General features: G+C 71.0%; 23 protein-coding genes. 17 read left to right on the top strand and 6 right to left on the bottom strand.

The window, feature by feature from the left end; genetic code table 11:
* Positions 1 to 9 precede the first annotated feature (9 nt).
* On the top strand, positions 10 to 1,836 hold the full coding sequence (locus MUN74_RS01545; protein ID WP_244854621.1) for a DUF2207 domain-containing protein: 1,827 nt from the start codon (positions 10 to 12) through the stop codon (positions 1,834 to 1,836).
* Between the two features lie 35 nt (positions 1,837 to 1,871).
* Complete coding sequence (locus MUN74_RS01540) at positions 1,872 to 3,794, top strand: DUF2207 domain-containing protein (RefSeq protein ID WP_244854620.1); 1,923 nt, start codon at positions 1,872 to 1,874, stop codon at positions 3,792 to 3,794.
* Between the two features lie 5 nt (positions 3,795 to 3,799).
* Here MUN74_RS01540 and MUN74_RS01535 read toward each other — a convergent pair whose 3' ends face one another.
* Positions 3,800 to 4,009, bottom strand: a complete 210-nt coding sequence (locus MUN74_RS01535; RefSeq protein ID WP_244854619.1) for a hypothetical protein — start codon at positions 4,007 to 4,009, stop codon at positions 3,800 to 3,802.
* 345 nt (positions 4,010 to 4,354) lie between these two features.
* On the opposite strand from MUN74_RS01535, the gene MUN74_RS01530 reads away from it, so the two are divergent.
* The 6 genes from MUN74_RS01530 (at position 4,355) to MUN74_RS01505 (ending at position 11,295) form a co-directional block, all read left to right on the top strand.
* Positions 4,355 to 6,481, top strand: a complete 2,127-nt coding sequence (locus MUN74_RS01530; RefSeq protein ID WP_244854618.1) for a DEAD/DEAH box helicase — start codon at positions 4,355 to 4,357, stop codon at positions 6,479 to 6,481.
* 193 nt (positions 6,482 to 6,674) lie between these two features.
* Positions 6,675 to 7,706, top strand: a complete 1,032-nt coding sequence (locus MUN74_RS01525) for a 6-phosphofructokinase (RefSeq protein WP_244854617.1) — start codon at positions 6,675 to 6,677, stop codon at positions 7,704 to 7,706.
* 3 nt (positions 7,707 to 7,709) lie between these two features.
* On the top strand, positions 7,710 to 8,186 hold the full coding sequence (locus tag MUN74_RS01520; protein ID WP_244854616.1) for an 8-oxo-dGTP diphosphatase: 477 nt from the start codon (positions 7,710 to 7,712) through the stop codon (positions 8,184 to 8,186).
* Between the two features lie 57 nt (positions 8,187 to 8,243).
* Positions 8,244 to 9,425, top strand: a complete 1,182-nt coding sequence (locus MUN74_RS01515) for an inorganic phosphate transporter (protein ID WP_244854615.1) — start codon at positions 8,244 to 8,246, stop codon at positions 9,423 to 9,425.
* Positions 9,422 to 9,769 carry a peptidase gene (locus MUN74_RS01510; RefSeq protein WP_244854614.1) on the top strand — a complete coding sequence of 116 codons (348 nt, stop codon included), beginning with the start codon at positions 9,422 to 9,424 and terminating at the stop codon, positions 9,767 to 9,769. Before MUN74_RS01515 ends, MUN74_RS01510 begins: the two co-directional genes overlap by 4 nt.
* A 104-nt stretch (positions 9,770 to 9,873) precedes the next feature.
* A complete protein-coding gene (locus MUN74_RS01505; protein ID WP_244854613.1) occupies positions 9,874 to 11,295 on the top strand; it encodes an NCS2 family permease in 1,422 nt (473 codons plus the stop codon).
* A gap of 76 nt (positions 11,296 to 11,371) precedes the next feature.
* Here the strand turns inward: MUN74_RS01505 and MUN74_RS01500 are convergent, their stop codons facing one another.
* Positions 11,372 to 12,658: a uracil-xanthine permease family protein gene (locus MUN74_RS01500; protein WP_244854612.1), complete on the bottom strand. Its 1,287-nt coding sequence runs from the start codon at positions 12,656 to 12,658 to the stop codon at positions 11,372 to 11,374.
* 136 nt (positions 12,659 to 12,794) lie between these two features.
* On the opposite strand from MUN74_RS01500, the gene MUN74_RS01495 reads away from it, so the two are divergent.
* Both MUN74_RS01495 and MUN74_RS01490 read left to right on the top strand, forming a co-directional pair.
* Positions 12,795 to 13,106, top strand: coding sequence for a DUF4190 domain-containing protein (locus tag MUN74_RS01495; protein ID WP_244854611.1), 312 nt, complete (start codon positions 12,795 to 12,797; stop codon positions 13,104 to 13,106).
* A 290-nt stretch (positions 13,107 to 13,396) separates the two neighbouring features.
* The gene (locus MUN74_RS01490) at positions 13,397 to 14,860 is read left to right on the top strand and encodes an aspartate ammonia-lyase (RefSeq protein WP_244854610.1); all 1,464 of its coding nucleotides are present in this window, start codon (positions 13,397 to 13,399) and stop codon (positions 14,858 to 14,860) included.
* Positions 14,861 to 14,960: 100 nt separating this feature from the next.
* Here the strand turns inward: MUN74_RS01490 and MUN74_RS01485 are convergent, their stop codons facing one another.
* Positions 14,961 to 15,383: a MarR family winged helix-turn-helix transcriptional regulator gene (locus MUN74_RS01485; protein ID WP_244854609.1), complete on the bottom strand. Its 423-nt coding sequence runs from the start codon at positions 15,381 to 15,383 to the stop codon at positions 14,961 to 14,963.
* A gap of 86 nt (positions 15,384 to 15,469) precedes the next feature.
* On the opposite strand from MUN74_RS01485, the gene MUN74_RS01480 reads away from it, so the two are divergent.
* A complete protein-coding gene (locus MUN74_RS01480) occupies positions 15,470 to 16,390 on the top strand; it encodes an alpha/beta hydrolase (protein ID WP_244854608.1) in 921 nt (306 codons plus the stop codon).
* Between the two features lie 10 nt (positions 16,391 to 16,400).
* Here MUN74_RS01480 and MUN74_RS01475 read toward each other — a convergent pair whose 3' ends face one another.
* From MUN74_RS01475 to MUN74_RS01465, 3 genes are all read right to left on the bottom strand, one after another.
* Entirely contained in the window at positions 16,401 to 17,276 is an 876-nt protein-coding gene (locus MUN74_RS01475) for a fumarylacetoacetate hydrolase family protein (protein ID WP_244854607.1), read from the bottom strand.
* Positions 17,277 to 17,400: 124 nt separating this feature from the next.
* Entirely contained in the window at positions 17,401 to 18,168 is a 768-nt protein-coding gene (locus MUN74_RS01470) for an SDR family NAD(P)-dependent oxidoreductase (protein ID WP_244854606.1), read from the bottom strand.
* A 57-nt stretch (positions 18,169 to 18,225) separates the two neighbouring features.
* Positions 18,226 to 19,071 carry a fumarylacetoacetate hydrolase family protein gene (locus MUN74_RS01465; RefSeq protein WP_244854605.1) on the bottom strand — a complete coding sequence of 282 codons (846 nt, stop codon included), beginning with the start codon at positions 19,069 to 19,071 and terminating at the stop codon, positions 18,226 to 18,228.
* Between the two features lie 146 nt (positions 19,072 to 19,217).
* On the opposite strand from MUN74_RS01465, the gene MUN74_RS01460 reads away from it, so the two are divergent.
* The 6 genes from MUN74_RS01460 (at position 19,218) to MUN74_RS01435 (ending at position 25,445) form a co-directional block, all read left to right on the top strand.
* Positions 19,218 to 20,531, top strand: a complete 1,314-nt coding sequence (locus tag MUN74_RS01460; RefSeq protein WP_244854604.1) for an enolase C-terminal domain-like protein — start codon at positions 19,218 to 19,220, stop codon at positions 20,529 to 20,531.
* Positions 20,528 to 21,493 carry an aldo/keto reductase gene (locus tag MUN74_RS01455; RefSeq protein WP_244854603.1) on the top strand — a complete coding sequence of 322 codons (966 nt, stop codon included), beginning with the start codon at positions 20,528 to 20,530 and terminating at the stop codon, positions 21,491 to 21,493. Before MUN74_RS01460 ends, MUN74_RS01455 begins: the two co-directional genes overlap by 4 nt.
* On the top strand, positions 21,490 to 22,326 hold the full coding sequence (locus MUN74_RS01450) for an amidohydrolase family protein (RefSeq protein WP_244854602.1): 837 nt from the start codon (positions 21,490 to 21,492) through the stop codon (positions 22,324 to 22,326). Before MUN74_RS01455 ends, MUN74_RS01450 begins: the two co-directional genes overlap by 4 nt.
* A gap of 112 nt (positions 22,327 to 22,438) precedes the next feature.
* Positions 22,439 to 22,879, top strand: a complete 441-nt coding sequence (locus MUN74_RS01445; RefSeq protein ID WP_244854601.1) for an RbsD/FucU family protein — start codon at positions 22,439 to 22,441, stop codon at positions 22,877 to 22,879.
* On the top strand, positions 22,876 to 24,402 hold the full coding sequence (locus MUN74_RS01440) for a sugar ABC transporter ATP-binding protein (RefSeq protein ID WP_244854600.1): 1,527 nt from the start codon (positions 22,876 to 22,878) through the stop codon (positions 24,400 to 24,402). Before MUN74_RS01445 ends, MUN74_RS01440 begins: the two co-directional genes overlap by 4 nt.
* Positions 24,399 to 25,445, top strand: coding sequence for an ABC transporter permease (locus tag MUN74_RS01435; protein ID WP_244854599.1), 1,047 nt, complete (start codon positions 24,399 to 24,401; stop codon positions 25,443 to 25,445). Before MUN74_RS01440 ends, MUN74_RS01435 begins: the two co-directional genes overlap by 4 nt.
* Positions 25,446 to 25,488 lie beyond the last annotated feature (43 nt).

The raw sequence follows: 25,488 nt of genomic DNA, 5'->3' as shown, positions 1-25,488 counted from the left end.
GTGGGCACCATGACCCGACTCACGCGTCGGCACCGGGCCGCTGCGCTCCTCATCGCGGTCGGTGCCCTCACGGGCTTCGGCATCGTGCTCGGCGGCGGAACGCCCGGTCCCGGGGCCGCCGCCCACGCCGCGGCGAGCTCGGGCGTGCGTGCGGGCGTCGACGACTTCACGTTCGACTCGTTCGACGCGAAGTACACGCTGTCGAAGGACGACGCGGGCAGGTCGGTGCTCGACGTCACCGAGACGCTCGTCGCCGTGTTCCCCGACTTCGACCAGAACCACGGCATCCTCCGCGCCGTGCCCGACCATTACGACGGTCACCCGCTCGACATGACGGTGCTCTCGGTGACCGACGAGTCGGGCGCGGCCCGCCGCTACGACGTGGCGAACGAGGACGGCTTCGAGGTGCTGCGCATCGGCGACCCCGACGCCTACGTGCACGGCCGCCAGACGTACGTCGTCACGTATCGGCTGCACGACGTGACCCACCGGCCGAGCGACGCCGCGATCGACGAGTTCTACTGGGACGTGAACGGCACGGGGTTCGCCCAGCCGTTCGGTCGGGTGACCGCGACGCTGGCGCTGAGCCCCGAGGTGGCCGGTGCCGCCGACGGGACGAGCGCCTGCTATCGGGGTGCCGAAGGAGCGACGACGCCGTGCGACTCGCTCGAGCGCCTCGCCGACGGTTCGGTCGTCGTGCAGGCGTCGCAGCTGCGGCCGCACGAGACCCTGACCCTCGCGGTCGGATTCGAGGCCGGAACGTTCGCGGCGGCGCCGATGCCGCCGGAGGGCTGGCTCGGCCTCGCGGGCGCGGTCGGCGCGGTCGGCTCGATCGTCGCGACGCTCGTGCTGCGCTTCGGCGTGTGGCGGTACCGGCGAGCGGGCACCGTGATCGCGCAGTACGACCCGCCGGAGGGGATCGGCCTCATCACCGCGGCCCACCTGCTCCGGGCCGAGCGCCGCGCGATCACCGCCTCGATCCTGCAGTTCGCGGTCGAGGGCGTCGTGCGCGTGCAGCAGCACGGCGCGAAGAAGTACCGGCTCGAGTACCTGGGCGGCGAGGTCGACGGCACCGAGGCGAAGGCCGTGCTCGGTGCGTTGTTCGCGCACCGGGGAGTGGGCTCGGTGCGCGACCTGCCGAGCACGGACTCGGCGATGGCGATCGCATTCGCCGAGGCGTTCCGTCGGGCCCGCTCGAAGGCGCTCTCATCGGGCCTCGTGGCCTCGACGACCCGGGTCGGGCGGGTGCTCTTCGCCGTGTGCCTGCTCGGTACGGTCGCGGCGTTCTTCGCGATCTTCAACGTGCCGGGCTCGCCCGTCGTGCCGTGGCTCGTCGCGGCCGCGGTCGTCGGCGTGATCGGCGTCTTCGCGATCCCCGTGATCGGGCGCGGCGCGGTCAGGCCGACCCTCGAGGGCCGGCGGCTCCGCGACCATCTCGAGGGGCTGCGCCTCTACATCCGGCTCGCCGAGGCCGATCGGCTGGCGATGCTGCAGAGCCCGACGGGTGCCCTGCGCGGGCCCGATGAGGTCGTGCGGCTCAACGAGCGGATGCTGCCGTACGCGGCGCTGTTCGGCCTCGAACGCGAGTGGGCCGAGGTGCTCGCGACCGAGTATGCGGCGGCCGGGTCGGCGCCCGCCTGGTACGCGGGCGGCGACCTGTCGTCGATGGGCGGGTTCGGCCAGGCGACGAGTTCGTCGTCGTGGACGACCGCAACAGCAGCATGGTCGAGCTCGTCGTCGTGGTCGAGTTCGTCGAGCTCGTCATCGTTCTCCGGATCGAGCGGCGGCGGCTCGTCGGGCGGCGGCGGCGGTGGCGGCGGAGGCGGCGGTTGGTGATCGTCGGTGCCGGCGCGGGCCGATACCGTGGGGGGATGCCGCTCGCCCGACTCGTCCGTCGCGCCCTCACCGCCGTGGCCGCCGTCGCCGCCGTCGCGGCGCCGCTGCTCGCCGGTCAGGCGGCCGTCGCGACCCCCCTGCCCGACAGTTCTGCGGCCGTCGCCGACGCGGGAGCGGCGCGGACCTCGTTCCTCGCGCACCGCACCTCGACGCCAGACGTCTCGACGACCGGAGTCCGTGCCGGACTCGACGACTTCAGCTTCGACTCGTTCGACGCCGTGTACGACCTCTCGCTCGACGCCGACGGCCGATCGGTGCTCGAGACGACCGAGACCCTCGTCGCCCGGTTCCCCGACTTCGACCAGAACCGCGGCATCCGCCGCGCCATCCCGCTCGACTACGACGGTCACCCGACCGATCTCGTCATCGAGTCGGTGACCGACGAGTCGGGGGCGCCCCGCGCCTTCGAGACCGAGGCCGACGAGGACGGCGAGTTCCTGCTCGTCACGATCCGGGCCGACGACTTTGTGCACGGCGAGCAGACCTATGTGATCACGTACCGTCAGCACAACGTCACGCACGTGCCCGACCACGCGGCGATCGACGAGTTCTACTGGGACGTCAACGGCACCGGGTGGGCACAGCCGTTCGGCGTCGTGCGTGCGGAGCTCCGGTTCAGCGGTGCGCTCGCCGACGGCTTCACGGGCGCCGCGGCGTGCTATCGCGGCTGGAGCGGGTCGAGCACGCCGTGCGACGACATCACGGCGACTCCGGGTGCCGACGGCGAGACCGTCGTCGTCGCGCGGGCCGAGGCGATCGGCCCGTACAAGAACCTCACGATCGCCGCGGGGTTCCGCGCGGGCACGGTCGTGCCCCGCGACGACGCGTTCGGATCGTCACCGGCGGCGGTCGGCGGCGGGGTCGCCGCCCTCGTCGCCGTGGGCGCGGCCATCGCGGCCCTCGTCGCGCGGCTCACACGCTGGCGCGACCATCCCGGCCGCGGCACGATCATCGCGCAGTACGAGCCGCCCGAAGGCGTGTCCGCCTTCGTCGCATCCGACCTCGTGGGCAAGCCGGGAAAGGGCGTCACCGCGACGATCCTCGAGCGCGCCGTCGCCGGCGACGTGCGCATCCTCGAGACCGGACGCCGCAAGTACGCCGTCGAGTTCGTCGGCGGGGGCGCGACGGCCGACGAACACGCCCGCGCAGTCACCGGGGCGCTCTTCGGCTCACCGCCCGCACGCGGCGCGGTCCGCGACCTGAAATCGCGCGACACCGCACTCGGCAAGCGGCTGCTCGCGATCCGCCAGCGGGTCACGAAGGGCGTCGTCACCGCCGGTCTCCGGAGACGTCCCGACCGTGGCCTGCGCGTCGTGCTCGGCCTCGTCGCCGTCGTCGCCTCCACCCTGAGCGTCGTGCTCGGCATCTTCGCGCTCGACGGCGTCATGGGCGGCGCCTGGCCGGCGATCGCCTTCGTCGTCGCGATCCTCGCGTCCCTCGCCGCGCTCGGCCTCGTCGCCGACGTCCGCCCGCTGACCGAGCGCGGACGCGAATTGCGCGACTACCTCGAAGGCCTGCGCCTCTACATCCGGCTCGCCGAAGCCGATCGTCTCCGGGTGCTGCAGAGCCCGACGGGCGCACTCCGCGTCGACACCACCGACCGTCGGGCCGTGCTGAAGCTCAACGAGCGGCTGCTGCCCTACGCGGTGCTCTTCGGGCTCGAACGCGACTGGAGCCGCGAGCTCGCCGCCCTCTACGAGCAGGACGGCACGTCGCCCGGGTGGTACTCGGGAAACGACGGCTTCAACGCCGCCTGGTTCGCCGCGGGAGTCTCGTCGTTCTCGCAGGCCTCGTCGAGCTCGTGGTCGGGCTCGAGCTCGAGTTCCTCGTCGAGCGGATCCGGCGGCGGCGGTTCGTCGGGCGGCGGCGGCGGTGGCGGCGGAGGTGGCGGCGTCTGACCGGCTCAGTCGTCGTCGGCGGGCGCCCGTTCGTCGCGCAGGTCGACCCGGCGCTCGGCGTCGACCCCCGGCAGTTCGTCGTCGAGCGCGTCGTCGAGCGAGCGTTCGTCGTCGTCGTGCGCCTCGTCGGCCTCGTCGAACTCGGTGTCCTGCGACACGGTGAAATCGTCGTCCTCGGGCGAGAACTCGGCGCCCGCCCCCGCGAGATCGTCCATACTCCAAGGGTAGGCGGGTCGGCGCGGCAAGGGTAGCCCCGAGCACACCGGCGCATGACGGCGACGTCGTCCGTCGCATCCTCTTCGCCCGACGAAGACGATCACGCCGCCCCGACGGGGCGGCGGTTTCCCGTTCGCGGGCCTCAGCCCGCTAGAATGGGCACCGCGCCCGACGAATCCGTTCTTCGGCCGACCGTGCGAGCCTCGCTCGCCGCTGCTCGGTTCGGGATTCGGCGTACCGCGCCGCACGGCCCTCGCGCCGTCGCAGCCGGCCCGATCACCCATCGGGCCGAGGGGGCGTTCAGGGGAGAGCGTGCCGGCACGGCACGAATGAACGGGAGAACAATGGCCCAGCAGAGGCAGCGGCAGCGCACGCGTTCGCGTGACGACGACGCGCCCATCATCCCGATCCTCGCGCGCAAGGTGCGAGAGGTCGAGCAGAAGGCGCAGAAGGGCAAGCTCGGCCCCACGAACCGGCAGAAGTTCCAGGTCATCGCCCTGCTCATGCGCGAGGAGCGCGCCCGCGTCAAGGGCGACGCCGACATCACCGACGCGGCGCGTGCCGAGCTGCTGAAGCGCCTCGACGGCATCGCGCAGATCCTCGCCAAGACCGCGGCGCGCGACACGAGCCTCATCCAGCTGCTCGAGCCCGATGCGTCGATCTCGACCGTGGCGCAGCGGTTCCGCCGCGACTGGCTGCTCGAGTCGGGCGCCGAGCTGAGCGCCGACGAGCTCATCATCACGCGCGAACCCGAGGCGGCGCCCGTCGTGCTCTCCGAGAACCAGGTCGTGCCGCGCTCGGTGAAGTCGCGCCAGCTGGCGAACCCGTTCCTCGCCCCCGACTTCTCGAAGCCCGCCGCGCCCGTCGTGCCCGTGCGGCGCCTCGCCAACTGGGAACTGCTCGGCCCGTTGTTCAAGGCGTTCGAGCAGGGCTCCGGCGGCCAGGCGGCGACGATGGACCTGCCCGAGGCGCCGAAGGTCGACCGGCTCGCGCCGCGCGGCCTCGAGCTCATGAAGCACCAGGCGCGATTCATCGAGGCCGCCCGGAACGGCCACCGCACGTTCCTGCTCGCCGACGAGCCCGGCCTCGGCAAGACCGCCCAGTCGGTGCTCGCCGCCTCCGTCGCGAACGCCTACCCGCTGCTCGCCGTCGTGCCGAACGTCGTGAAGATGAACTGGGCGCGCGAGGTCGAGCGGTGGACCCCGCACCGACGCGCGACCGTCATCCACGGAGACGGCGACACCCTCGACGCCTTCGCCGACGTCGTCGTCGTGAACTACGACGTGCTCGACCGGCACATGGCATGGTTGTCGACCCTCGGCTTCCGCGGCATGGTCGTCGACGAGGCGCACTTCATCAAGAACCTCCAGTCGCAGCGCTCGCGCAACGTGCTCGCGCTCGCCGACCGCATCCGCCGCGCGACCCCCGGCGGCGACCCGCTGCTGCTCGCCCTCACGGGCACCCCGCTCATCAACGACGTCGACGACTTCCGGGCGATCTGGCAGTTCCTCGGCTGGATCGAGGGCGACAAGCCGTCGCCCGACCTCCTCGGCAAGCTCGAGGAGACGGGGCTCACGCCCGCCGAGCCCGGCTTCTACGCCGAGGCGCGGCGCACCGTCATCGACCTCGGCATCGTGCGCCGGCGCAAGGTGGATGTCGCGGCCGACCTGCCCGCGAAGCGCATCGCCGACCTCCCGGTCGAACTCGACGACGAGCTGGGCCGGTCGGTGCGCGCCGCCGAGCGCGAGCTCGGCAACCGCCTCGCGTCCCGCTTCCGGGCGCTCGTCGAGGCCCGCCACCTGCGCGTCGGCGACCTCGACGAGGACACGCGCGACCAGTTCATCCGGGCGGTCGCGAGCGCCGAGCTCGAGGAGTCGAAGTCGGCGAAGTCGGGCGAGAACGTCTTCACGATGGTCCGCCGCATCGGCCAGGCGAAGGCCGGCCTCGCGGCCGACTACGCCGCCCAGCTGGCCCGCTCGGTCGGCAAGGTCGTGTTCTTCGCCAAGCACATCGACGTCATGGACCAGGCCGAGGCGGCCTTCGCCTCGCGCGAGCTCCGCACCGTGTCGCTGCGCGGCGACCAGACCGCGCTGCAGCGACAGGCCGCGATCGACGCGTTCAACAACGACCCCGAGGTGCACGTCGCCGTCTGCTCGCTCACCGCGGCGGGCGTCGGCGTCAACCTGCAGGCCGCGTCGAACGTCGTGCTCGCCGAGCTCAGCTGGACCGCGGCCGAGCAGACGCAGGCCATCGACCGCGTGCACCGCATCGGTCAGGAGGAGCCCGTGACCGCGTGGCGCATCATCGCCGCGCACACGATCGACGCCCGCATCGCCGAGCTGATCGACTCGAAGCAGGGTCTCGCCGCCCGCGCGCTCGACGGACAGGACGTCGAGCCCGGCTCGGCCGACTCGGTGCAGCTGGACGCGCTGCAGCACCTGCTGCGCCGGGCGCTCGACGGCGCGCTGTAACCCGGGGCCCGGGCGTCGCTCGCACTGCTGAGCGCCGTTTCTGGCACGATGCTTTCGGCATCTGGCGACCTCGATTCGGCGACCCCGCCGAGTCGTCACGCGAGAGTCGAGGTTCGCTAGACTTCCGAAACGTCGTGCCCCGATGAAGCGGCTCCAGCGACGATTCCCCCCACCTCAAGGAGTCCAACGAGCCATGAAGATCGGCATCCTCACCTCGGGCGGCGACTGCCCCGGTCTCAACGCGGTCATCCGCGGCGCGGTGCTCAACGGCGTGATCTTGCACGACACCGAGTTCGTGGGCTTCCGCTGGGGCTGGAAGGGCGTCGTCGAGGCCGACATCATGCCGATCACCCGTCACGACGTGCGGGGCCTCTCGAAGCAGGGCGGCACCATCCTGGGCTCGAGCCGCACCAACCCGTTCGAGGGCGAGGGCGGCGGGCCCGAGAACATCCAGCGCATGCTCGACGAGCAGGGCATCGACGCGATCATCGCGATCGGCGGCGAGGGCACCCTCACCGCGGCGCGCCGCCTGCACGACGAGGGCGGCATCAACGTGGTCGGCGTGCCGAAGACGATCGACAACGACCTCGCCGCGACCGACTACTCGTTCGGCTTCGACACCGCCGTCGAGATCGCGACCGAGGCGATCGACCGCCTGCGCACGACGGCCGACTCGCACGGCCGCTGCATGGTGCTCGAGGTCATGGGCCGCCACGTCGGCTGGATCGCACTGCACTCGGGCATGGCCGGGGGAGCGCATGCCATTCTCATCCCCGAGCAGCCCCAGTCGATCGAGCAGATCTGCGAGTGGGTCGAGTCCGTCCGCGATCGCGGGCGCGCCCCGCTCGTGGTCGTCGCCGAGGGCTTCACGCTGGACGGCATGGACGAGGCGCACTCGCACAAGGGCCTCGACGCCTTCAACCGGCCGCGTCTCGGCGGCATCGCCGACGTCCTCGCCCCGATGATCGAGGAGCGCACCGGCATCGAGTCGCGGGCCACCGTGCTCGGCCACATCCAGCGCGGCGGCGCGCCCTCGGCCTACGACCGAGTGCTCGCGACGCGCCTCGGCATGGCGGCCATCGACGCGGTCTACGCGCACGCCTGGGGCTCGATGGTGACGCTGCGCGGCACCGACATCGAGACCGTCTCGATCGCCGAGGCGGTCGGCACGCTCAACCGCGTGCCGCAGTCGCGGTACGACGAGGCGCGCATCCTCTTCGGCTGAGTCGTGTACGACGTCTGCGTCTGCTACCTCCTGCGCGAGCGCGGGGGTCGCACCGAGGTGCTCCTCGGCCGCAAGAAGGAGGGCCTCGGCGAGGGGCGCATCGTCGCGCCCGGCGGCAAGCTCGAAGCCGGTGAGACGGCGAGGGATGCCTCGGTGCGCGAGATCCTCGAAGAGGTGGGCCTCGTCGTGACAGCGGCAGATCTCGAGCCGCGGGGCCTCATGACCTACCACTTTCCCCACCGCGAGCGGTGGAGCCAGCGTTCGCACGTGTTCGTCGCCCGTTCGTGGACGGGCGAGCCAGTGGCATCCGACGAGCTCGACCCTGAGTGGTTCGCGCTCGACGCCGTGCCGTACGACCGCATGTGGGACGACGCCCGCCGCTGGCTGCCCGACGTCCTCGCCGGCGGCACCGCGCACCGCACGTTCGTGTTCGGCGAGGATCTCGCGACGGTGGTGTCAGAGCGACCGACGGTCGCGTAGTATCGACGGGGCGCCTGAACTCCAGGTGAACCGCACACTCTCGTAGGAAAGACGCCGGTGGATTCGACCCTCATCGTCGTGCTGGTCATCGCACTGGCGCTGTTCTTCGACTTCACGAACGGCTTCCACGACACGGCCAACGCCATGGCGACGCCGATCGCGACGGGGGCGCTGCGTCCCAAGGTCGCCGTCGGGCTGGCCGCGATCCTGAACCTCGTGGGCGCCTTCCTCTCGACCGAGGTCGCGATGACCATCTCGGGCGGCATCATCAAGGAGGGCCCGGGCGGCGTGCTCATCACGCCGGAGCTCATCTTCGCGGGCCTCATCGGCGCGATCGTGTGGAACATGATCACGTGGCTGCTCGGGCTTCCGTCGTCGTCGAGCCACGCCCTGTTCGGCGGCCTCATCGGCGCGGCGTTCGTCGGCTTCGGGGCGAGCGCGATCGACTTCTCCGTGGTGCTCTCGAAGGTCATCCTGCCGGCGCTGCTGGCGCCGCTCACCGCCGGGCTCATCGCCTACATCGCGACGAAGCTCGCCTACGCGATCACCCGCAGGCACGACGGCAAGCCCGACGGGCGCGACCGGTTCCGGCACGGGCAGATCTTCTCCTCCTCGCTCGTCGCGCTCGCCCACGGCACCAACGACGCCCAGAAGACGATGGGCATCATCACGCTCACGCTCATCGCCGCCGGCGTGCAGTCGGTCGGCAGCGAGGTGCAGCCGTGGGTCATCGTGACCTGTGCCGTCGCGATCGCACTCGGTACGTACATGGGCGGCTGGCGCATCATCAAGACGCTCGGCACGGGCCTCACCGACGTCAAGCCCGCACAGGGCTTCGCCGCCGAGACCGCGACCGCCGCCACGATCCTCGCCTCGAGCCACGTGGGCTTCGCGCTCTCGACGACGCAGGTCGCCTCGGGGTCGGTGATCGGCTCGGGTCTCGGCCGCCGCGGCTCGAAGGTGCGCTGGCGCACTGCCGGCCGCATCGGCGTGGGCTGGCTCATGACGCTCCCGGCCGCGGGCGCGGTCGGTGCGCTCGCCGCCTTCGTCGCCCTCCAGTTCGGCATCGTCGGCATCATCGTCGACACGATCGTCGGCGTCGCCGTCATCGGCGGCATCTTCCTCTGGTCGCGGCGCAGCGAGGTCACGGCGAGCAACGTCGTGAGCGAGGTCGCCGACTCGGGCCGGGCCGTCAAGATCAAGCGCAACCCGAAGCCGAAGAAGAAGGTCAAGAAGTGATCGACTGGATGGCGTTCGTCCTCGTGCTCGTGTCGGCGCTCGTCGCCACGGCCGTCGTCGTCTCCGCGTACTCGCTCGGCATCCGGTTGCTCACCATCTCGGGCCGCACGCCCATCGTCACCCCGGCCGAGTTCACCGACGCCATCACGATCGTCACGCCCGCCGAAATCAAGGCCGCAGAGAAGCGAGCCAAGAAGGCGGCGAAGAAGAGCCCGCTCTCCGAGGGTCAGAAGCGCGCCGCGTTCGTCGGCGCGTGGGTCTGCTTCGCGGTGAGCGCCCTTGCGGTGGTCTACGGCATCTACCTGATCGTCGGCGACCACCTCATCAAGCTGTTCACCCACTGAAACCGGGGCGGTTCCGCGCGTCTCCTCGCACGGTCCGTCCCGGCGCAACGACAGTCCACCCGTCGTGCGACCCTGCTCGCGCGTCCCTCATCGAAGGTTCCCGGATGACCACTGCAACCCCGCCCACGACCGACCCCACCGACGAGAAGCCCGTCGGCGCGTTCGACCGCTTCTTCGAGATCTCCGCGCGCGGCTCGAACCTCCTGACCGAGGTGCGCGGCGGCATCGTCACGTTCGTGACGATGGCCTACATCGTGATCCTCAACCCGATCATCCTGTCGACGCCCGACGTCGACGGCAACACCCTGAACGGCGCCGCGGTCGCCGCGGCGACCGCGCTGACCGCGGGCGTCATGACGATCCTGTTCGGTCTCGTCACCCGCCTGCCGTTCGCCTTCGCGGCCGGCCTCGGCATCAACGCGTACATCGCGTTCTCGGTCGTCGGCCAGGTCACCTGGCCCGAGGCGATGGCACTCGTCGTGATCAACGGCGTCATCATCGTGCTCCTGGCGGCCACGGGCCTCCGCAAGATGATCTTCGACGCCGTCCCCGTGCAGTTGAAGCTCGCGATCACGGTCGGTATCGGTGTGTTCATCGCGTTCATCGGACTCGTGAACGCCGGCTTCGTCACCGCCACCGGCAACCCGTCCCCGCCGGTCGGCCTCGGCGTCGACGGCTCGGTCGGCACCCTGCCCACCGTGCTCTTCGTGATCACCGTGCTGGCGGGCGGCGTGCTGATCTCGCTGCGCGTCAAGGGCGCCATCCTCATCGCCCTCGTCGGCGGCACGGTCCTCGCCGCGATCACCAACGCGATCTGGCCGTTCGGGCTCGACTTCGGGTTCGCGGGCGGCATCGTGAGCCTGCCCGACCTCAGCCTCATCGGTGCCGTCGACTTCTCGTTCGACCTGTCGAAGGTCGGCGTCCTGGCGCTCGTCATGATCGTCTTCACGCTCGTGTTCTCGAACTTCTTCGACGCCATGGGCACCATGACGGGCCTCGCCGAGGAGTCGGGCCTCGCCGACGCGAAGGGCGACTTCCCGCGCATCAAGTCGGCGCTCGTCGTCGAGGGTGTCGGCGCGATCGTCGGCGGCAGCACGTCGTCGTCGTCGGCGACGGTGTTCGTCGAGTCCGGCGCCGGCATCGGAGAGGGCGCCCGCACGGGCTTCGCGACGCTCATCACGGGCGGACTGTTCCTGCTGGCGATGTTCCTCACACCGCTCACCTCGCTCGTTCCCGGCGCGATCGCCGGCGCCGCCCTGGTGCTCGTCGGCGCGATGATGCTGTCGCAGATCAAGAACATCGACTTCAGCGACTACCGGGTGCTGCTGCCGGTCTTCCTCACCATCACGGTGATGCCGATGACCTACTCGATCGCCAACGGCATCGGTGCCGGCTTCGTGAGCTGGGTGGTCGTGAACGCGCTCTCCGGCAAGGCCCGGTCGATCCACCCGTTGCTCTGGGTCGTCGCCGGCGGCTTCGTGCTCTACTTCGCTCGCGGGCCGATCGAGGCGATCTTCGCCGGCTGACGGACGCTCGGCGACAGCCCGAACGACGGATGCCCCGTGCCGCACGTGCGGCACGGGGCATCCGTGTTCTCGAAGGTCAGTTCGTGCCGCGCACCTTCGCGATCGCGTTCATGCCGTGGTAGACGACGAGCGCCGCGACGGTGCCGAGCGCGATGCCGCCGAAGACGACGCTGCCGAACTCGATCGTGAAGTTGGCGATGCCGATGATCAGGGCGACGGCGGCCGTGAACTGGTTCACCGGGCGTGAGAAGTCGACCTTGTTGTCGACCCAGATCTTCACGCCGATGATGCCGATGAGGCCGTAGAGCGCGACCGTCGCGCCACCGAGCACCCCGGGCGGGATCGTCGCGACGAGCGCGCCGAACTTGGGGGAGAGGCCGAGCAGCACCGCGACGATGCCCGCGATCCAGTACGCCGCCGTCGAGTAGACGCGGGTCGCCGCCATGACGCCGATGTTCTCGCCGTAGGTCGTCGTACCCGAGCCGCCGAACATGCCCGCGATCGTCGTGGCGATGCCGTCGGCGAACAGCGCCCGGCCCGTCTGCCTGTTGACCGAGGCGTCGGTCATCTGGGCGACGCCGCGCACGTGGCCGACGTTCTCGGCGATGAGCACGAGCACCACGGGCAGGAACGCCGGCAGGAGGCCCCAGACCGCGGGGTCGGCGAACGGGTTCGTCGCGAGGTGGAAGGTCGGCAGGCCGACCCATGCGGCCTCCGTCACCGGGGTCCAGTTCACCTGGCCCTGCAGGAATGCGGCGACGTAACCGACGACGACGCCGACGAGGATCGAGATGCGGCCGAGGATGCCCCTGAAGAGCACGGTCGTCAGCAGGATCGCCGTGAGCGTGATGAGTGCCGTGAGGGGCGCCTGGTCGAAGTTCGACTTCGCGGCGGGCGCGAGGTTGAGACCGATGAGGGCCACGATGGCACCGGCCACGACGGGCGGCATGAGCGCGTCGATCCAGCCGGTCCCGGTCCAGAGCACGAGCGCGCCGACGAGGGCGAGCATGATGCCGACCGAGACGATGCCGAACAGCGCCGCTCCCATCGGGTCGGCGACCAGCTTCGACCCGAGGGCCGCGGCCATCGGGGCGAGGAACGCGAACGACGAACCGAGATAGCTCGGCAGCTTGTTCTGCGTGATCACGAGGAACAGCAGCGTGCCGATGCCCGAGAAGAACACCGTCGTCGCAGGCGGGAAGCCGGTCAGGAGCGGCACGAGGAACGTCGCACCGAACATGGCGACGACGTGCTGGGCGCCGATGCCGATCGTGCGCGGCCAGGTCAGGCGTTCGCCGGGCGCGACGACGTCGCCGGGCGCGACGTGCTTGCCGTCGCCGTGCAGCGTCCAGGGAAGGTTCATGGGGCTCCGATCGATGGTGGAGGGGCGGAAGTCCTCAGATCGTATCGGGGGGATACCCCCATACCGCCAGCCGCTCGGTGCTCATAGCGTTGAAGCAGATACCGGAACACCCCGGTCGAGAACAGGAGCAGACACCATGACCACCGTCACCGACACCGCAACCCAGGCGCCGTACCAGGGGCAGCCCGCTGCGCCCGTCGCGGAGTCACGGGGCTTCAGCATCGCCAGCCTCGTGCTCGGCATCGTCTCGATCATCGCGAGCTACACGTTCGTCGTGCCGGTCGTCGGACTCGTGCTCGGCATCATGGCGCTCAAGCGCGAGCCCGCGACCCGCACGATGGCGATCTGGGGCATCGTGCTCAACTCGGTGATGCTCGCGGGGGCCGCGCTCGTCGCGATCGGCGCCGCGGTCTTCGGCCTCGTCATGCTGCCGTTCGCATTCCTCTGAGCGATCGGCATCCGGCGGCGGGCGCGGGGGCGCCCGCCGCCGTGCCGTGTCCGGCCGCCGGCCGCGTGCTCCGGGTCCGGGCCGGGCCCGTGCTTCGGCTCCGGCTCCGGCTCCGGCCAGAGCGTCTCATGGCGGGGCGGTGTCCGGACGCCTCGATGCCGTGGCGGGAATGGCCCGAACGGTAGGCTCGAAGGGACGATTGCGCGGCGATCCCGCGCGTACGAACGGCGATGGGGCCGGTCCGGCGCGTCGAGACCGACGCGCTGCACGGCTCCGTGGAGGAACGAGAGATGCACGAGCCCGAACCGACCGAACCCACCCGCACCGAGACCGATTCGCTCGGCTCGGTGGAGGTGCCGGCCGACGCGTACTGGGGGGTGCACACCAAGCGCGCACTCGACAACTTCCCGATCTCCAAGCGCCCGATCTCGGTCTACCCCGAGCTGGTCGTCGCCCTCGCCTCGGTGAAGCAGGCCGCAGCACGCGCGAACCGCGAGGTCGGCGTGCTGAGCCAGCAGAAGGCGGCCTGGATCGACGAGGCGTGCCAGCGCATCATCGACGGCGAGCTGCACGATCAGTTCATCGTGGGCGTCATCCAGGGCGGCGCGGGCACCTCGACCAACATGAACGCGAACGAGGTCATCGCGAACCTCGCGCTCGAGATCGCCGGTTATCCCAAGGGCCGCTACGACGTGCTGCACCCGATCGACGACGTCAACCGCAGCCAGTCGACGAACGACACCTACCCGACCGCGGTCAAGATCGCGATGGCGTTCTCGCTGCGCACGATGCTCGTCGAGCTCGACCTCCTGCGCATCGCCTTCAGCAAGAAGGGCCGCGAGTTCCACGAGGTGCTGAAGGTCGGCCGCACCCAGTTGCAGGATGCCGTGCCGATGACCCTCGGCCAGGAGTTCCACGGCTTCGCGACGACGCTCGGCGAGGACATCGACCGCCTCCGCGAGACGATCAAGCTGCTCGGCGAGGTGAACCTCGGCGCGACGGCGATCGGCACCGGCATCACGGCCGACCCCGGCTACGCGGCATCCGTCGTCGAGCACCTCAGCACGATCACCGAGCTGCGCCTCGAGACCGCACCCGACCTCATCGAGGCGACGAGCGACACGGGCGTGTTCATGACGTTCTCGAGCGCGCTCAAGCGCAGCGCCATCAAGCTCTCGAAGATCTGCAACGACCTGCGCCTGCTCTCGTCGGGCCCGCAGGCGGGGCTCGGCGAGATCAACCTGCCGCCCATGCAGGCCGGCTCGTCGATCATGCCCGGCAAGGTCAACCCCGTCATCCCCGAGGCCGTGAGCCAGGTCGCCTACTCGGTCGCCGGTGCCGACGTGACCGTCATGATGGCGGCGGAGAGCGGACAGTTGCAGCTCAATGCCTTCGAACCGGTCATCGCGCACTCGCTGCTGCAGTCGATCACGTGGATGCGCCAGGCCTGCTGGACGCTCCGCGTCAACTGCGTCGACGGCATCACGGCGAACACCGACCGCCTCGCGCAGATGGTCGCGTCGAGCGTCGGCGTCATCACCGCCCTCATCCCGTTCATCGGCTACACCGAGGCGGCGAAGCTCGCGAAGCTCGCCCTCGCCACCGGACGGCCGGTGGCCGACCTCGTCGTCGAGGCCGGGCTCATGAGCCGCGACGAGGTCGTCGCGCAGCTGCAGCCGTCGAAGCTGTCGGGCATCCGGCCGATCACGACGGTCATCCCGGTGCAGCACCTGCAGAGCGAACCCCACGAGTGATCAGGATGCCCCGTGGCCGGCGTCGAACCGGCGCCGGCCACGGGGCATCCCAGGCCTGACCGTCGAGCCGCGCCGAGGCGCCGAGCCCGGCCGAGGCGCCTCAGTCGAACGAGCGGCGCAGTGCGGTGAGGCCGCTCGCGAGCGCGCGACGCGCGTCCGCGTCGATCGACTCGAGCCGGGCGTCGACCGCGGTGCCGACGAACGGGGTCGCGCGCTCGAGCAGCTCGGTGCCCGCGGCGGTGAGCGTGATGAGCGACGAGCGTCGGTCGGCGGGGTTCGCCACCCGCTGCGCCCAGCCGTCGCGCTCGAGGCGGTCGACCGACTTGCTGACGGCGCCGACGGTGATGCCGATCTCGCGGACGATGTCCTGCACGCGGCAGCCCTCGATCGAGTCGATCACCTGGAGCACGTCGTAGCTCGCCATGTGCACGCCGTGCTGGGCGAACAGATCGCCGTCGAGCTGTTCGAACCAGCGCGTCTCGGCGCGCACGAGGTCGAAGAAGAGGGCGAGTCCGGTCGGCATGATGAATTCCTCGGAAATAGATTGACAGGAATCTAATTACACCTACTATTGATTCCGGGTAATCAATCTACGACAGGAGCCAGGGGATGTCACGCACCGAGTTCGACCGACTGAGCGAGTCCTACGCATCGTCGCGCTTCGCCGCCGACGCGACGGTCGCGGAGATGCGTGCGGCCTTCGCGGCCGGGGCCGTCGCGCCGCCCGCGGGGTTCACCTCCCGGCAGACCCGGCTCGGCAACCGGCCCGCGATCGAGCTCGTGCCCGGCGAGGGCGGGCGCGAGGGGGCGCTGCTCTACCTGCACGGCGGCGGATACGTGATCGGCTCGGCCGCCACGGGGGTCGGCATGGCGGCCGCCCTCGCCGAGCGCACGGCGACGACCGCGTACTCGCTCGACTACCGGCTGGCACCCGAGCACCGCTTCCCCGCGCCGGTCGACGACGCGCTCTCGGCGTACCGCGAGCTGCTCGAGCGCGTGGGCGCGCAGCGCCTCGTGGTCGCCGGCGACTCCGCGGGCGGCGGCCTCGCGATCGCGACGCTCGTCGCCGCGCGCGACGCCGGGCTCGAGATGCCGGCCGCCGTGGCGGTGTTCTCGCCGTGGGCCGACCTCACGCTGAGCGGGGAGTCGTTCGGTGCGCGCGTCGGCGACGATCCGCTGTTCAGCCAAGAGGACGTCCGCGGGTACGCCCGCCGCTACCTCCCCGAGCTCGGCGGCGACGAGGCCGCGGCATCGCCCATCGCCAGCCCGGTCTTCGCGAGTCTCCGCGGCCTGCCGCCCATGCTCGTGCAGGTGGGTTCGCGCGAGCTCCTGCTCGATGACGCCGTACGGCTGGCGGTCAACGCCGCGCACGACGACGTCGACGTCGTGCTCGAGGCGGCGGCGCGGGCACCGCACAACTACCAGACCGCGCTCGACGGGCTCGATGCGGCCGGTGACGCGCTCGATCGGGCGGGGGCGTTCCTGCGTCGTCGGATCGGAGCAGCGGGCGCCGAGGCCCGCGCGGCCTGACGCGGTCGCGTCAGATCACGCGGCAGTGCGTCGAGAGCGATCCGATGCCGCCGATCGACACCGTGACCGTCGAGCCGTCCTGCAGGAAGACCTGCGGGTTGCGCGAGTAGCCGGCCCCGCCGGGGCTGCCGGTCGAGATGAGCGTGCCGGCGGGGATGGTCGCCGATCGCGAGAGGTACGAGATGATCTCGGCGACGCTGCGCACCATGTCGCCCGTCGAGGCGTCCTGCAGGATGCGACCGTCGAGGTTCGTCGTCAGCCAGAGGTCCTGCGGGTCGGCGACCTCGTCGGCCGTGACGACCACGGGGCCCGTCGGGGTGAAGCCGTCGAACGACTTGCAGCGCGACCACTGCGCCTCGGAGAACTGGATGTCGCGGGCGGTGATGTCGTTCACCACGGTGTAGCCCCACACGTAGTCGAGCGCGTCGCGCTCGTGCACGCCGCGTGCGGGGCGGCCGATGATGACGCCGAGCTCGGCCTCGTAGTCGACCTGGTGGGTGAGGTCCTCGGGCCAGGTCGTCGTCGCGCCGTGCGCGCTGAGCGAGTTCGGCCACAGCGCGAAGATCGTGGGCGCCGTCTCGTGGCGGAGCTTCAGCTCCTGCGAGTGCGCCGCATAGTTCGCGCCGATCGCGAGGATGTGCGGCGGACGCAGCACCGCCGAGGCGTGGCGCAGTTCGCTCACGGGCGTCAGCTCGGCGCCGGCGGCGAGGGCGGCGTCGACGGCGACACGGACCTCGGCGAGGCCCTCGGGGCCGCGCTCGATGAGGTCTTGCAGGTCACGGGGGGAGCGCTCGAGCACCTCGTCGAGGAAGAGTGCCGCTTCGGCGACCACCACCGCGAGCCGAGGGGTCGTCTGGCCTTCGGCTCTCAGGTGCGCGAACTTCACCCGTCCACGCTATCGCGCCGTTCGCCGGGATCGTTTGTCGAGATGTACAAGTCGACCCCTGAGACCTTCCACGAAGGCGACAGTTGAATTCCGTGATGCGAAAGGATCTCGCCGTCGCGGCGGGTCAGGCGGGCCTCAGGCGCAGTTCCTGCATGCCGCCGTCGACCGCGAGCTCGACACCGGTCGTCGAACCCGACGCGGGGCTCGCGAGGTAGGCGACGGCTGCGGCGACCTCGTCGGCCGCGACGAGGCGGCCGTGCGGCTGGCGCGCCTCGAGTGCCGCTCGCTCGGCGGCGGGGTCGGGGGCCTGGGCGAGCAACCGGCCGATCCACGGCGTGTCGGCGGTGCCCGGGTTCACCGCGTTCACGCGGATGCCCTCGCGCAGGTGATCGGCCGCCATCGCCCTCGTGAGGGCCGAGACCGCGCCCTTGCTCGCACTGTAGAGCGCGCGCTCGGGGAGCCCGGCGGTCGCCGCGATCGAGGAGGTGTTCACGATCGCGGCGGCGGGCGACCGGCGCAGGTGGGGGAGCGCGGCCCGGGCGACGCGCATCATGCCGAGCACGTTGACGTCGAGCACGCGCCGCCACTCGTCGTCGGTGTTCGACTCGATCGTGCCCTGCGCGCCGATGCCGGCGTTGTTCACGACGATGTCGAGCCGGCCGAGCTCGGCGACCAGCCGCTCGACGCCGGCCCTCACGCTCGCGTCGTCACCGATGTCGACGGTGACGGCGAGATCGGCATCGGCGCCCTCTGGGCGGAGGTCGAACACCGCGACACGGGCGCCGCCGCGGCGGAGTCGGTCGGTGATCGCGGCCCCGATGCCCGACGCGCCGCCGGTCACGACGGCGACGAGGCCCTCGAACTCGGCGGGTCCGATCGGCTGCTGGCTCATGTTGGCTCCTTCGGTGATCGTTCGGTGGTGCGGGTTCGATGGTGCGGATGCGCCGGCTCAGGCGGCGACGTACCGCTGGCGCTGGCGGCCGAGCCCGTCGATCTCGAGCTCCACGACGTCGCCCGCGCGCAGGTAGGGGAACCGCCCCGAGAGCGCGACGCCCTCGGGGGTGCCCGTGAGGACGAGATCGCCGGGCTCGAGGGTGAGGTAGCGGCTCAGCTCCCACACGATCGTGTCGATCCCGAAGATGAGGTCGGCCGTGCGCGAGTCCTGGCGCGCCTCGCCGTTCACGAAGCTGCGCAGGCGCACGTCGTCGGCATCGAGCTCGTCGGGCGTTGCGAGCCACGGGCCCGTCGGGCAGAAGCCGGGTGCGCTCTTGCCCTTCGACCACTGCCCGCCCGAGACGGCGAGCTGCCAGTCGCGCTCGGAGAGGTCGTTGACGGTCGTGAACCCCGCGATGTGCGCACGCGCGTCGGCGGGGGACTCGAGGTTGCTCGCGCGGCGGCCGATGACGATGCCGAGCTCGACCTCCCAGTCGGTCTTCTCGCTGCCCGGCGGGATCGTGACGTCGTCGTCGGGCCCGATGACCGTGTTCGGGGCCTTCATGAACATGACGAGCTGCGTCGGCGGCTCGGAGCCCGACTCGGCGGCGTGCGCCGCGTAGTTCATGCCGATGCAGTAGACCGCGCTCGGCCGGGCGATCGGCGCTCCGACGCGCAGGGTCTCCGCACCCGGCAGCACGGGCAGTTCGCCGGCGGCCAGGGCGGCGGCCGCACGCTCGACGCCGCCCGCGAGGAATTCCCCGTCGACGTCGCCGGTGACGGGTCGCAGGTCGAGCACGCGGTCGCCGTCGAGCAGCACGGGGATCTCGGTGCCGACGGGGCCGAGGCGGGCGAATCTCATGCGGGTGTCCTTCCGGGTCACGGGCTGCGAACATCTGAAGTATCCGCGAGGCTTGGTGGTGGTTCTCGGCGATTCTCGCACACTCCGGCACAGTTGACAGCAGAGACATCGGATGTTTATGCTCAGGACGCCCACGAAAGGACGCCATGAGCAGGATCGTCAGTGTCGACACCCGGGATATCCGGTTCCCGACCTCACTCGAACTCGACGGGTCGGATGCGATGAACCCCGACCCCGACTATTCGGCCGCCTACCTCGTCATCCGCACCGATGCGGCCGACGGGCTCGCCGGTCACGGCTTCGTCTTCACGATCGGCCGCGGCAACGACGTGCAGGTCGCGGCGCTCGACGCGCTGCGCGGCCACCTCGTCGGTCGCGACGTCGAGGCGCTCCTCGACGACATGGGCGGTGCCTGGCGCCTGCTGGCGCACGACTCGCAGCTGCGCTGGCTCGGCCCCGAGAAGGGCGTCATGCACATGGCGATCGGTGCGGCCCTGAACGCCCTGTGGGACCTCAAGGCGAAGCGGGCGGGCCTTCCGCTCTGGCAGCTGCTAGCGGGCCTCAGTCCCGAAGAGCTCGTCTCGCTCATCGACTTCCGCTACATCTCCGACGCGGTCACCCCGGCCGAGGCCCTCGACCTCTTCCGCGCCGCCGAGCCCGGCCGCGCCGAGCGCACGGCGAAGCTCCTCGAGGCCGGCTATCCCGCCTATACGACGACGCCCGGGTGGCTCGGCTACTCCGACGAGAAGCTCGAGCGGCTCTGCCGCGAGGCCGTCGCCGACGGCTATCCGCAGATCAAGCTGAAGGTCGGCGCCTCGCTCGACGACGACGTGCGCCGGCTCGGCATCGCCAGGGCCGCGGTCGGCGAGCACTTCCCGATCGCGATCGACGCCAACCAGCGCTGGGGCGTCGACGAGGCGATCGCCTGGGTGGGCGAGCTCGCGAGGTTCGACCTCGCCTGGATCGAGGAGCCGACGAGCCCCGACGACATCCTCGGCCACGCCGCCATCGCCCGAGGCGTCGCCCCCGTCCGGGTCGCCACGGGCGAGCACGTGCAGAACCGCATCGTCTTCAAGCAGTTGCTCCAGGCCGGCGGCATGCACGTCATGCAGATCGACGCCGCACGCGTCGGCGGCGTCAACGAGAACCTCGCGAACCTCGTGCTCGCCGCCAAGTTCGGCGTGCCCGTGTGCCCCCACGCCGGCGGCGTCGGACTCTGCGAGGCCGTGCAGCACCTCTCGATGTTCGACTACGTCGCGCTCTCGGGCAGCATGGAGGGGCGCATGATCGAGTTCGTCGACCACCTCCACGAGCACTTCGTGGTGCCCGCGGTCGTCGAGCGCGGTCGCTACCGCACGCCCATCGCGCCCGGCGCGGGCACCGAGATGCACGCCGCGTCGGTCGATCGCTACACCTGGCGCGGCTCGCACGTGATCGACGACGCCGGGGTGCCGGCATGAGTGCGGGCGTCATCGCCGAACGCCTCGGCCCGCTGGGCTACGGCGGCGCGTCGATCGGCAACCTGTACCGCGAGAAGACCGATGCCGACGCCCGCGGCGCCCTCGAGGCCGCGTGGGACGGCGGCATCCGCTATTACGACACGGCCCCCCACTACGGGCTGGGACTCGGCGAGCGGCGCATGGGGGAGTTCCTGCGCACGAGGCCGCGCGACGAGTTCCTGCTGTCGACCAAGGTCGGGCGCGTGCTCGAGCCCAATCCCGGCTTCGCCGGCGGCGACGACCTCGCCAACGGCTACGCGGTGCCCGATCGAACGGTGCGCCGGTTCGACCCGAGCGAGGCCGGGGTGCGCCGCAGCATCGAAGACTCGCTCACGAGGCTCGGGCTCGATCGCGTCGACATCGCGTTCCTGCACGACCCCGACGTCTACGACCTCGACCAGGGCCTGCGCGAGGGACTGCCGGCGCTCGCACGGCTGCGTGACGAGGGCGTCGTCGGTGCCGTCGGCATCGGCACGAACAGCGCGGATGCCGCGGCCCGCGCCGTCCGCGAGGGCGATCTCGACCTCGTCATGATCGCGGGGCGCTACACGCTCCTCGAGCAGCCCGCGCTCGCCGAACTGCTGCCGCTCTGCGCGGAACGCAGGGTCGGCGTGATCGCGGCAGCGCCCTACAACTCAGGGCTGCTCGCCACCTCGACGCCCGCGGCCGACGCGCACTACGACTACGAGACGGTGTCGGCCGAGGTGCTCGACCGAGCTCGTCGGCTCGCGGCGGCCTGCGCCGACGCTGGCGTCGAGCTGCCGGTCGCGGCCCTGCAGTACCCGCTGCGCCACCCGGCGGTGCGCGCAGTGGTGGTCGGCTCGTCGCGGGCCGCCGACGTGGCGCAGAACCTCGCCCGCCTCGCGACGCCGATCGACGAGTCGCTCTGGCGACGACTCGCCGAGGACGGGCTGATCCCGTGAGTCGCACGATCGACGCGCACCTGCACCTCTGGACCCGGTCGGCGGGTGCCTACCCGTGGATCACGCCCGAGCTCGGGGCGCTCGACGCCGACTTCGGCCCCGACGACGCTCGCGCCGAGCTGGACGCGGCGGGCGTCGACGCGGCGATCCTCGTGCAGGCCGACGACACCGCCGCCGACACGCGCTTCATGCTCGACGTCGCGGCGCAGCACGACTGGGTCGTCGGCGTCGTCGGCTGGGTGCCGCTCGACGACACCCGTGCCGCGGTCGCCGCGCTCGACGATCTCGCCGTGGAGCCCAGGCTCCGAGGCATCCGCCATCTCGTGCACGACGACCCACGCGACGACTTCCTCGACCTGCCCGCGGTGCACGCGTCGCTTGCCGAGGTGGCGGCGCGCGGCCTCGCGTTCGACGTGCCCGATGCCTGGCCGCGGCATCTCGACGCCGCCCGGCGCGTCGCAGCCGCCATCCCCGAACTGACCGTCGTCGTCGACCACCTCGCGAAACCACCCGTGGGCCGCGACGACTTCGACGACTGGCGGTGGGCGTTCGCGGCGGTCGCGGCGCTGCCCAATACCGTCGCGAAGTTCTCGGGGCTCCACCTGCCCGGCGTCGCCTTCGCGGAGTCGACCGTGCGGCCGCTCTGGGACATCGCCATCGAGGAGTTCGGCGCCGAGCGCCTCATGTACGGTGGCGACTGGCCGATGTCGGTGCCGCACGGCGGCTACCAGCCGACGTGGAACGTCATGCGCGGGTGCATCGACGAGTTGGCGGCGGCCGAGGCCGCCGCGGTGCTCGGTCGCACCGCTGAACGGGTATATCGCCTTGAATAATCAGATCTCTGCGCCATTTTCGCACCGGAAGCGCAACGTTCTTCGCTAGAACCTTATGAAACATCGGATGAGTGGTTACACTCGTCCCACATCTCAAGGAAGAGAGGCCCACGTGCTGAGTGGTATTGACCCGATCCTCGCCGGCGACCTGCTCGCCGCGCTCGATCGGCTCGGCCACGGTGACGAGCTCGTCGTCGCCGATGCGAACTTCCCGGCGTACCGGGTCGGTCCGGCCGTCGTCGAGACGCCGGGCTCCGCCGCCCCGAGGGTCGTCGAGGCGATCCGCACGGTCCTGCCGCTCGACGGCTACGAGGGCGCATCGGTGCTGCTCATGGCAGCCGAGGGCGGCGAGCGGCTCGCGGTCCAGCACGAGCTCGTCGGCGCCGCGGCCGTCGACGCCGACCGGGTCGGCGAGCTCGAGCGGTTCGCGTTCTACGAGCGGGCGGCCGGCGCGCAGCTCGTCGTCCGTACCGGCGAACTGCGCCCGTACGGCAACATCGTCCTGCGCAAGGGCGTCGTGAACGCCTACGAGTCGACGGGGGCGGCACGATGACCGCGACCACCGGCGCGCTCCTCGAGGTCGAGGGCGTCAGCAAGGGGTTCCCGGGCGTGCAGGCGCTCGCCGATGTGCAGCTCGAGCTGCGTCACGGGGAGGTGCTCGCGCTCGTCGGCGAGAACGGCGCCGGCAAGTCGACGCTCATGAAGCTGCTCGCGGGCATCTACACCCCCGACACGGGCACCTTCCGCCTGAACGGCGAGGAGCTGTCGATCGAGGGGCCGCGCCACGCGCAGGAGCTCGGCATCTCGATCATCCACCAGGAGTTCAACCTCATGCCCGACCTCACGGTCGCGCAGAACATCTTCATCGGGCGCGAGCAGCGCCAGGCCGGGCTGTTCCTCGACGACCGCGGCCTCAACCGACGGGCCCAGGAGCTCTTCGACCGGCTCGGCCTCGCGCTCGATCCGGCCGAGCGCGTCGAACGGCTCACGGTCGCCCGCCAGCAGATGGTCGAGATCGCGAAGGCGCTCTCGTTCGACGCGAAGGTGCTCATCATGGACGAGCCGACCGCTGCGCTCAACGACGCCGAGGTCGATGTGCTGTTCGGCCTCATCGAGCGGTTCCGCACGCCCGAGACGGGCGTCATCTACATCTCGCACCGCATGGAGGAGCTCGCGCGCATCTCCGACCGCATCAGCGTGCTGCGCGACGGGCGCTACGTCGGCACCCGCGTCACGGCCGAGACCGAACCGCGCGAGATCATCTCGCTCATGGTCGGACGCGAGATCCGGGGCGAGCAGCGTCCGGCACCGCGTCAGCCGGTCGGCGAGCCGGTGCTGTCGGTCCGCGGGCTGTCGACGAAGCACCTGCTGCGCGACGTCGCCTTCGACGTGTACCCGGGTGAGATCCTCGGCTTCGCCGGGCTCATGGGCGCCGGTCGCACCGAAGTGGCGCGGGCGGTCGTCGGTGCCGACCGGCGCGAGTCCGGCGAGATCCGGTTGCACGGCAGGCCGGTCGACATCTCGAACCCCGCCGAGGCCGCGCGTCTCGGCATCGGCTACCTCTCCGAGGACCGCAAGCAGCTCGGGGTGCTCCTCGAGCGCAGCGTGCGCGAGAACATCGTGCTCTCGTCGTTGCGCGACTATGCGTCGGGCCTCGGGTTCGTGCGCGACGGGCGCATCGAGGCGACGGGTCGCGAGTACGTCGAGAAGCTCCGCATCAAGACGCCGTCGACGGCACAGCTCGTGCAGAACCTCTCGGGCGGCAACCAGCAGAAGGTCGTCATCGCGAAGTGGCTCGTGAAGGACTGCGACGTGCTCATCTTCGACGAGCCCACCCGCGGCATCGACGTGGGCGCGAAGGAGGAGATCTACGCGCTGCTGCGCCGGCTCGCCGACGAGGGCAAGGCGATCGTCATGATCTCGTCGGAGCTGCCCGAGGTGCTGCGCCTCTCCGACCGCATCGCCGTCATGGCCGAGGGCCGGCTCACCGCCGTGCTCGACAACGCCGACGCCACCCAGGAGAACCTCATGGACTACGCAACCCGATTCTCAAGCGAAGGAACGATCGCACGATGAGCCCGACCACGACGAAACCGGAATCCGGCAGCGCCGCCGCCACCACGCCGTCGACGAGCGCCTACGCCGCGATCGACGCCGGCAAGCCGCGCATGGCGTGGCTGCGCGGCTCCCTGCAGCAGTTGCTCGCGTTCGCGAGCCTCATCGTCATCGTCGCGGTGTTCTCGTTCGCGAGCCCGCACTTCTTCACCGCGAACAACCTCGTCTCGATCCTCACGGCGGCGACCGTCACCGGCATCCTCGCCCTCGGCACGACGTTCGTCATCATCACGGGCGGCATCGACCTGTCGATCGGCACGGGCATGGTGCTGTGCGGCGTCATGGCGGGCGTGTTCCTCACCTACCTCGGGTGGCCGCTCTGGGCGGGTGTGACCGCGACGATCCTGTTCGGCGCGCTCATCGGGCTCGTGAACGGCGTGAACGTCTCGGTGCTCGGCATCCCGCCGTTCATCGCCACGCTCGGCATGATGCTCATCGCTGCGGGCCTCTCCCTCGTGATCTCCGGCACGAAGCCGATCTACTTCTCGGAGACCCCCGAGTTCCAGTCGATAATGAACCTGTCGATCATCCCGGGCATGCGGTTCCCGCTCGGCGTCGCGATCTTCATCGTCATGATCATCGTCGCCGCGGTGCTGCTGTCGAAGACGATCCTCGGCCGCTACACCTTCTCGATCGGCTCGAACGAGGCGGCCACCGCGCTCTCGGGTGTCAACGTGCGGCGCTGGAAGATCATCATCTACACCCTCGCGGGCCTGTTCGTCGGCCTCGCAGGCGTGCTCAGCGCCTCGCGGCTCTCGTCGGCGCAGCCCACCGGCGGCATGGGCCTCGAGCTCGAGGCCATCGCCGCGGTCGTCATCGGCGGCACGTCGCTCCAGGGCGGCAAGGGCTCCATCGTCGGCACCGTGATCGGCGCCCTCATCATGGCCGTGCTGACCAACGGACTGCGCATCATCTCGGTGCCGCAGGAGTGGCAGTCCGTCGCCGTCGGCATCGTCATCCTCGTCGCCGTCTACCTCGACATGCTGCGGCGCCGACGCGCCTGAGCGGCACGCCGCCGCGGCATCCGCACCGATGGACGCCCGGCGG

This window comes from Agromyces sp. H17E-10 (assembly GCF_022919715.1).
Classification (GTDB): Bacteria; Actinomycetota; Actinomycetes; order Actinomycetales; family Microbacteriaceae; genus Agromyces.
Note: the sequence above shows the minus strand (reverse complement) of the source record. Positions and strands in the feature narration are given on the sequence as shown.